This is a genomic window from Aedoeadaptatus coxii, from assembly GCF_001553115.1.
GTDB classification, from domain to species: Bacteria; Bacillota; Clostridia; order Tissierellales; family Peptoniphilaceae; genus Aedoeadaptatus; species Aedoeadaptatus coxii.
Window position 1 is genome coordinate 55910 of the sequence record NZ_KQ960154.1, and the last position, 7402, is coordinate 63311.

At 45.4% G+C, this 7402-nt stretch carries 10 protein-coding genes; 4 read left to right on the forward strand and 6 right to left on the reverse strand.

What is annotated here, in order from left to right; genetic code table 11:
* Positions 1–102 precede the first annotated feature (102 nt).
* From mutY to HMPREF1863_RS00250, 3 genes are read left to right on the forward strand one after another with little or no spacing between them, the layout of a single operon-like run.
* Entirely contained in the window at positions 103–1128 is a 1026-nt protein-coding gene (mutY, locus tag HMPREF1863_RS00240; RefSeq protein WP_083508443.1) for an A/G-specific adenine glycosylase, read from the forward strand.
* A complete protein-coding gene (locus HMPREF1863_RS00245) occupies positions 1115–1651 on the forward strand; it encodes an NUDIX hydrolase (protein WP_068366019.1) in 537 nt (178 codons plus the stop codon). The genes mutY and HMPREF1863_RS00245 overlap by 14 nt, the downstream gene beginning before the upstream one ends.
* On the forward strand, positions 1644–2297 hold the full coding sequence (locus tag HMPREF1863_RS00250) for a YoaK family protein (RefSeq protein ID WP_068366024.1): 654 nt from the start codon (positions 1644–1646) through the stop codon (positions 2295–2297). The genes HMPREF1863_RS00245 and HMPREF1863_RS00250 overlap by 8 nt, the downstream gene beginning before the upstream one ends.
* On the opposite strand, the gene HMPREF1863_RS00255 is transcribed toward HMPREF1863_RS00250, so the two are convergent.
* The gene (locus HMPREF1863_RS00255) at positions 2298–2651 is read right to left on the reverse strand and encodes an arsenate reductase family protein (RefSeq protein ID WP_068366026.1); all 354 of its coding nucleotides are present in this window, start codon (positions 2649–2651) and stop codon (positions 2298–2300) included. It lies immediately after the preceding gene.
* A 32-nt stretch (positions 2652–2683) separates the two neighbouring features.
* Between HMPREF1863_RS00255 and HMPREF1863_RS00260 the strand changes: the two genes are divergently transcribed.
* Positions 2684–3352, forward strand: a complete 669-nt coding sequence (locus HMPREF1863_RS00260) for a thermonuclease family protein (RefSeq protein ID WP_068366028.1) — start codon at positions 2684–2686, stop codon at positions 3350–3352.
* A 26-nt stretch (positions 3353–3378) separates the two neighbouring features.
* On the opposite strand, the gene HMPREF1863_RS00265 is transcribed toward HMPREF1863_RS00260, so the two are convergent.
* The 5 genes from HMPREF1863_RS00265 to HMPREF1863_RS00285 are packed head-to-tail and all read right to left on the reverse strand — an operon-like array spanning position 3379 to position 7273.
* Positions 3379–4236, reverse strand: coding sequence for a diacylglycerol/lipid kinase family protein (locus HMPREF1863_RS00265; protein ID WP_198142684.1), 858 nt, complete (start codon positions 4234–4236; stop codon positions 3379–3381).
* A gap of 5 nt (positions 4237–4241) precedes the next feature.
* The gene (locus HMPREF1863_RS00270) at positions 4242–4823 is read right to left on the reverse strand and encodes a cyclodeaminase/cyclohydrolase family protein (RefSeq protein WP_068366031.1); all 582 of its coding nucleotides are present in this window, start codon (positions 4821–4823) and stop codon (positions 4242–4244) included.
* A complete protein-coding gene (locus tag HMPREF1863_RS00275) occupies positions 4820–5701 on the reverse strand; it encodes a PhzF family phenazine biosynthesis protein (protein ID WP_068366032.1) in 882 nt (293 codons plus the stop codon). Before HMPREF1863_RS00275 ends, HMPREF1863_RS00270 begins: the two co-directional genes overlap by 4 nt.
* Complete coding sequence (locus HMPREF1863_RS00280; RefSeq protein WP_068366034.1) at positions 5694–6524, reverse strand: ParB/RepB/Spo0J family partition protein; 831 nt, start codon at positions 6522–6524, stop codon at positions 5694–5696. The genes HMPREF1863_RS00275 and HMPREF1863_RS00280 overlap by 8 nt, the downstream gene beginning before the upstream one ends.
* Positions 6524–7273, reverse strand: coding sequence for a ParA family protein (locus HMPREF1863_RS00285; RefSeq protein WP_068366038.1), 750 nt, complete (start codon positions 7271–7273; stop codon positions 6524–6526). The genes HMPREF1863_RS00280 and HMPREF1863_RS00285 overlap by 1 nt, the downstream gene beginning before the upstream one ends.
* Positions 7274–7402: the final 129 nt, after the last annotated feature.

The window sequence follows — 7402 nt, forward strand, 5'->3', positions numbered from 1 at the left end:
TCCTCCATATATCCTATTGATCTTGTATGATATAAACAACTATACCATGACGATGAAATAGCGTCAATCGCCAGTATTTAACCTTTTTGTTATAATACCCATATGTGCATCAAATATAAAATCTTAAATTGGTATCGACCTCACGATCGCAACTTACCTTGGCGTCATACGAAAAATCCCTACGCCATATGGATCTCGGAAATTATGCTCCAACAAACTCAGGCCAATACAGTTATTCCCTATTACGAACGTTTTATGGAAACTTTTCCCACAGTAGACGATTTGGCACTGGGGGATGAAGAAATGCTTTTAAAGCTTTGGCAGGGTCTCGGCTATTATCGCCGGGCGCGTAATTTAAAGAAGGCGGCCCTAGTCATTCACGAAAAGGGCATGCCTCAAACCTTTGAGGGTTTAAGAGAGCTTCCCGGCATCGGCGATTACACCGCCGCCGCCATTGCTTCCATCGCCTTCGACGAACCCGTGGCCGCCATCGACGGCAATCTCCTTCGAATTTACAGCAGGCTTTACTGCGTCGATGACGTCATCGACAGGAGCAAGGGAAAAAATAAAATCTTCGCCCTCGCTAATAAAGATATTTCAAGGGAGCGGCCGGGGGATTTAAATCAGGCTATGATGGATCTCGGCAATAAAGTGTGTACGCCTGAAAATCCTCTCTGTCTTCTCTGCCCTTTGCGCGACGATTGCGCCGCCTTTAAAGAAGGCCGCGTGGCGGAGCTTCCCAAAAAAACGCCGAAAAAAAAGCAGACGCTTTTAGATTACACGCTGCTGCTTTTAGATTTGGATGATTCTTTTCTCTTGGAAAAACGGGAGACGGGCCTTTTACACGGTATGTGGGGTTTTCCCCTTCTCGAAAACCATTTGAAAACGGAAGATGTACAAAAGTATTTAACGGAGCGAAATGTTATGACGCGCTCTGTAGAAAACAGGGGAAGTTACCGACATATTTTCAGCCATCGCATCTGGAATATTACCATCGTCTACGCCAAGGTCGACGCCCTCTTTGCAAAAGAGGAATCCGGCCTTTGGGTCGATAAAAAAGAACTTGAACGCTACGCCATACCATCGGCTTTTCAACCGGCACTGGAGGTTATCCATGGACTGGATTAAAAACTACGAAGCTAAAAATAAAAAAGAGGCGGAGGACAAAGATCATTTGCTCCGCCTGGACGAACGATTGATTTCCGTCGATCGGAGCGCCCCCTACCACTACACCACCTCGTCTATGGTGTTGGATCGGGAAAAAAATAAACTCCTCATGATCTATCACAAAATCTATCGCTCCTGGTCGTGGCCCGGAGGCCATGTGGAGGAAGGAGAAGAGCTTTTTTACTCCGCACTTCGGGAACTCTACGAAGAGACCGGATTGCGCCGCGCCAAGCCCCTTTCCGAAAAGCCCATTGCCCTGGAGCTTATGCCCGTAGCATCTCACGAGCGAAAGGGCGAAAAAGTGGACAGTCATTTTCACATTAATTTTTGCTTCGGATTTTGGGGCGAAGAAGGAGACACCCTTCTTCATCCCGATGAAAACAGAATGTGGGTGCCTGTAGATAAATTAGATGCTTTTGTAGCGGAAGACCATATGCTTCCCATTTATCGCGAGCTTCTCGAAAGGATGAGATCCTATGACTAAACACTCGGAATCGCTCCTATTTGCCACACTGCTGACATTGGCAGGCGGCTTACAGGATACTTATTCTTACGCCCTTCGCGGTCACGTTTTTGTAAATGCTTTAACCGGCAATGTGGTGCTGTTGGCATTAAGTCTCGTCAATGGAGATTTTATGCAAATTTCCCACTACCTCGTTCAGATTTTGGCCTTCGCTCTCGGCGTGTACTTATCGGCGCGGATTGTCTTTTCCGAACGCCATTTCTTCGGAATCCACTGGCAACCTTTCATTTTATTCGGCGAAGTCGTTACCCTTTTCGCCGTCGGTTTTTTACCTCACAACTTCGACAATCTCGCCAATTTTTTAATGGCCACCTGTTGCGGTATTCAGGTCAATACGTTCCGTAAATTTAAAGACATTAATTTTGCCACCACCATGTGCGTCGGAAATGTGCGCACTATTATGCACCATCTCGCAGGCTTTCACCACACGAAAAAGCACGAACATCGCCACAGAAGCCGCACAGTCTTTTACATCGTCTTTGTCTTTTTCTTCGGCGCCACCATCGGCAGCTTCTTTTTACCAATTTTAGGTATTCGCACCATTTGGATTTCGGCCCTGTTTTTGTTATTTGCCTTTATTCTGTTGCATATTGAACATAGGGCTTAATTACTTTTCCTCTTCCGCCCATTGTTTCCATACGTCGGGAGCATGCCCTAAAACGGCGCGCTTTTTACTTCTTACGATGGGAAGTTTCATAATCGACGGATGGTCGATAATATAGGATTCCTTACTCTCCTCCGTGGCGTAGCGCACGTAGGCCAGGCCCTCTTTATCCTTAGAGTCTTCGTCGATCCATCCGTCCAAGCCGCCGATGGAGTTGGTAATGGAATCGAATTCGCCCCAGCTCAATTCCTTTTCATTTAAATCAATAAATTGGAACGAAATGCCCCGCTCTTTAAAAAAGCGTTGGGCTTTTTTCGTATTATTTGATTTTTTCGTGCCGAAAATTTGTATGCTCATGATGACCTCTTTCTTCTGCTATACTGAATGGTATGAAACATCTACGTACTTTTCTCATTATTTTATTTTTCATCGTCGCCACGTTTTTCGCCACCGATTCTTTTGATCATTCCCCTCGCGATGCGGAGGGCTATGTCGTGGAACGGGTGGTGGACGGGGATACGATTATCGCTCAAAAAGGCGATTCCTACCGAGTGCGGCTCATCGGAATCGATACGCCGGAAACTGTCCATCCCAACGGCATCGTCGAGCCTTGGGGCAAGGAGGCTTCTAATTTTACGAAAAAAAGTTTGGAAGGTAAAACAGTCTTTCTGGAATTCGACGATAAGGAAGAAGATCACTACGGCAGAAAGCTCGCCTATGTGTGGACGGAAAATCCCAAAAAAAGCGAGCGTCCTAAAGAAGATATCCTATTTAATTACAAACTCGTCGCCCTGGGCTACGCCAGAGAGCGTGCCTATCCGCCGAATGTAAAGTACCAACGCCTTTTAAAAAAGGGTGAAGACGAAGCTATCGAAGGCGACAAAGGTCTATGGGCTATCGAAGGCGATGAGGGCCCCGCTAAGGGAAATAAAAACAGCATGCTCTATCACATGCCGGGAGATCCTCAATACAAAAAAATTAAATCGAGAAATGTCGTTATGTTTAAAACGGCAAAAGAAGCGGAAAAAGCCGGCTATCAACGGGCATTTCGCAGATAGCGGCTATGGCCGCTTTTTTTGTGCTCTTATCTATTGAGTGGACCTACGTATTGAATTTCTCCGGGAAGAATATCCACCCTTACCTTTCCCTCTTCGTAGAAATTTTCTCCATCTAAATTAATATTGGCTTTCTCCAATAATTCAAATTCCATGGAGTCTATTGTCTTGCGATACATATCTTTTTGAAATAACCGATCTTTTCCCACAAAAAGACATGCCAAAAAGGGAATGACGTAGGGGAGCCGGCTCTTCCCCGCTCCGAGGAATAAAATCTTGCCGCTAAAGGGATCGGCCTCTTTAAAAATCGGAAAACCGCCGCCGTAATAGCCTCCGTTTCCGAAAGTAAAGAGGGTCCATTCCCTTTCCGAATAGTATTCCTGTTGAATTTTTCGGAAGCGATAGTTTTTAACGGCGTCGAAAATTTTAAAGCTGTAACTTATGCCGCCGATCGCTTTATCTGTGGACGTATTGAGGGCGTTGACGTCGGCATCCACCCCTACGGATGCTATGTTTAAAAAGTAACGATTATTCCATCGGCAAAGGTCCATGGAGCGAGGCGAAGCGGTTTTGATGCTTTTGATAATCTCGCCATAATCTCTTTTTAAGCCGAGGGTTCGCGCGAAATCATTGCCGCTGCCGGCGGGAATCAGGGAAAATCGCCGATAAGGCGTTTTCATCATCAGGTTAACCGTTTGATAGGCTGTGCCGTCGCCGCCTACTGCTACATAATGATCGAAAACTTTTAATTCTTCTTCCTCAAGGTTTTCGACGTAATCGTCGTAAAACCGATACTCTCCTTCGGAAAAAGTCTCCTCGATCATGGTTTTAATTTTTGCTTTACGGCTCTTATTTAGTTTGGGATTAACGATAAATAATATAGCCATGGACATTAAAAGCCTTGAATGGCTTCATAGTGTATCTTCGCGTTCCCTTCGATTTGTGCCATTCTCTTTTCATAGGAGGCCTTTAATGTCTCGTCTTTCAGAGATGCGAGGTTTAGGCGAACGGTGTGGGCGGCGCCTCGCAAGGCGGTTCGTGCCAAGTCTGCTGCGATGAGGGCATCGCTAAAGGCCTCTTCACCCATAAGGGGAAGGTGTTTCGCCATAAGATCCAATACTTTGCCCGCTTCTTCCATGGTGAAAAGGGGAACGTCGATCGCCTTAATATAACCTTTTTGAATGGCCGCGCTGCGTATTTTGGATTCCTCTTCCGTATTTTTCGGCAATTTAAACGCCTTCAGCACGTCGTCGAAGGAGGTGCTGTCCTTGTCGATGTTCTCTTGCAAAAATTCGGAGTGTACATCGTAGAGTTCCCATGTTATATCATCGACTCCCGAAAGTTTTAATACCATTACAGCGAGTGAAGACGCCAAAGCGCCGCAAAGGGCGGCTACCGATCCGCCACCGGGCATGGAGGTTTTATCTGCCGCTTTTTCAATATATTGACTAACGCTTAAATCGATGAGTTTCATATACGCATAATCCCTTCCATTACAATGCACGCCGTGCCGCCTACGTAAACCCTTCCGTTTTTCTCCGATACAATGATTTCCGAGGGGCGCCCCACTTCCTGTCCTTGATGGGCGATGAGCGTTTCTTTTGTCAGTTTGTTTTTTACTTTTAAATAGTAATACATGGCGCCGCTTCCCGTTCCAGTGCCCGACTCTTCCCAAATGCCGATGGCAGGCGAAAAGTTTCTCTGCTCCGCTACCCCCGTTTCCCCATCATAATAGAATAGGTGGAAAGCGAGGCAGTGGTATTTCTTAGCGAGCTCTTCCATCCGCCGACGTTTCGGCTCCAATGTAAAGAGCACTTCCCGGTCTTTTACGGGAATCACCATGGTGACAATGCCGTTGTCGATAATGGCCGGTGTCAAAGCTGCATCAGCTGCCAAATCCTCCGCATCAATGCTAAAGGCCGATGCCACTTCTTCCAAGTCTTTGACGTCGTTCATTGAATTCATAAGGGGAAGTTCTACGTCGATAAATTTAACACCGTGGCGGCCGTATTCGATGTCCACATGTAGTTGGCCGGCTTTAGTATATTGAACGATTCGCAGATTCTTTTCTCTGGCGTTAATGTAACCTTGCTCCGCCAGCGTCCAGAAAGTGGACAGGGCGGCGTGACCCGATAAGGCAACCTCGCTCATAGGCGTAAAGTATCGAATATCGTAAATATCACGATCCAGCTGACGCACGCAAGTTGTTTCCGAATGATTAAGTTCCCGCGCCGCTTTTTGCATCTCGTCTTCGCTCATATTGCCTTCGGTCAACACGATTCCCGAGGGATTCCCCACGAAGGATCGATCGGTGAAGGCGTCGGTGACGAAAAATTTATACTCTCTAGTCAATGAGTTCGCCTCCCATAATTAAATCATAAATGCGCATAAGATCGTCTTTGGAATGGTAATCGATGACGAGCTGCCCGCGATTCATATTCCCCTTTACCAAGGTCTTTGTGCCGAGGCGATCCATTAGTTTTTCCTCGATGTCTCCATAATAAGAGGAACGCTTGGGACGTATTACTTTTGTTTCTTCCCTCGTCTCTTCAATTGTTTGGCCCTCTTTTACAATTCGTCGAGCCTGTTGTATCTGTTTGTTTCCGTCTTTAATTGAAAGGAGAAGTTTCCCCTGACTTATAGTTAATTCCCCTCTTTTAAGCATTTCTTTTACAACAGGTTCAAGTTTTAAAAGGCGCATGGCGTTGGCGATATAGGGTCTGGATTTCCCCACGAGGGAAGCGATTTTTTCCTGGGTGTAGCCGTACTTCTTTTTCAGGGTTTCATAGCCTTCGCCCTCGTCGATGGGATTTAAGTCTTCCCTTTGGATGTTTTCTATTAAAGAGATCTGATCGACTTCCTCTTCCGTAACATCTATGAATCGAACGGGTACATCGAGCAATCCTGCCAGTTTAGCCGCCCTAAGCCTTCTTTCGCCGGCGATTAACAGATTTTGTCCATCTTGCTTTTTAATCAATAGAGGCTGTAAAATGCCTACATTGCGAATACTTTCCGCCAACTCTTCCAAGCTCTCATCCGAAAACTGCTTTCTCGGCTGTTTAGGGTTGGCTGTGATGTCATCTATAGGAAGGGTTTCTCGGTGTCTGTCATCATTTAAAGGCTCTGTATTGAAGAAGTTATCCAGACCTCTTCCCAAACCCCGTTTCTTTTCCATTATTTCCTCCTCCTTATAATCTCATTGGCCAGTTTTAAATAAGCTTTTGCCCCCTTACTCCCTTTATCATAAGAAATAATACTCATACCATAGGAGGGTGCTTCCGCCAATCGAACATTTCTCGGAATAACCGTCTTAAATACAGCATCTTTGAAATAGTTCCTTACCTCTTCCACGACTTGGGTATTTAAATTCGTCCGTCCGTCGTACATGGTAAGGAGTACACCTTCTATTTCGAGGTCCGGATTGAATCCGTTTCGGACAAGTTGAATCGATGCCATTAATTGAGATAGGCCTTCTAACGCATAATACTCGCATTGTACGGGAGCGAGGATGCTGTCCGCCGCCGAAAGGGCTAAAATTGAAAGTACACCGAGAGATGGCGAACAATCCATAATTAAATAATCGTAATGATCTAATTCTTGGATCCGTTCTCTCAATTTCAATTGCCAATTGGTCTGTTGGGCAAATTCCAATTCAATTCCGGCAAGAGAAGCGCCGGAGGGTATAATGTCCAGGTTTTTCTTTACATTGACGATGGGATTTTCTTCACTGCCCAATAAAAAATCATAAACCATTGTGTCGCGATCTTTATCTATATTTAAACCGTTTGTTGCATTGGCCTGGGGATCCAGGTCTACAATCAAAACGGATTTTCCTTTTTCCGCTAAAGCATCGGCAAGATTAATGACGGTCGTCGTCTTGCCTACGCCTCCTTTTTGATTAAATACGGCGATATTTCTGCTCATTTTTTCACTTCCTTCTTATTCATAGTATCAAAAACAATTACAAATAAAAAGAGAAGAATGTTCCATGTGGAACATTCTTCTCCGTCTAAAGTTATTGTGGTTCTAAAATATCCGTTGGGGAGTAACCTC

Excerpts from the sequence above, each read along its gene's own strand:
- mutY (WP_083508443.1), top strand. The coding sequence starts at position 103 with ATGTGCATCAAATATAAAATCTTAAATTGGTATCGACCTCACGATCGC.
- HMPREF1863_RS00245 (WP_068366019.1), top strand. The coding sequence starts at position 1,115 with ATGGACTGGATTAAAAACTACGAAGCTAAAAATAAAAAAGAGGCGGAG.
- HMPREF1863_RS00250 (WP_068366024.1), top strand. The coding sequence starts at position 1,644 with ATGACTAAACACTCGGAATCGCTCCTATTTGCCACACTGCTGACATTG.
- HMPREF1863_RS00255 (WP_068366026.1), bottom strand. The coding sequence starts at position 2,651 with ATGAGCATACAAATTTTCGGCACGAAAAAATCAAATAATACGAAAAAA.
- HMPREF1863_RS00260 (WP_068366028.1), top strand. The coding sequence starts at position 2,684 with ATGAAACATCTACGTACTTTTCTCATTATTTTATTTTTCATCGTCGCC.
- HMPREF1863_RS00265 (WP_198142684.1), bottom strand. The coding sequence starts at position 4,236 with ATGGCTATATTATTTATCGTTAATCCCAAACTAAATAAGAGCCGTAAA.
- HMPREF1863_RS00270 (WP_068366031.1), bottom strand. The coding sequence starts at position 4,823 with ATGAAACTCATCGATTTAAGCGTTAGTCAATATATTGAAAAAGCGGCA.
- HMPREF1863_RS00280 (WP_068366034.1), bottom strand. The coding sequence starts at position 6,524 with ATGGAAAAGAAACGGGGTTTGGGAAGAGGTCTGGATAACTTCTTCAAT.
- HMPREF1863_RS00285 (WP_068366038.1), bottom strand. The coding sequence starts at position 7,273 with ATGAGCAGAAATATCGCCGTATTTAATCAAAAAGGAGGCGTAGGCAAG.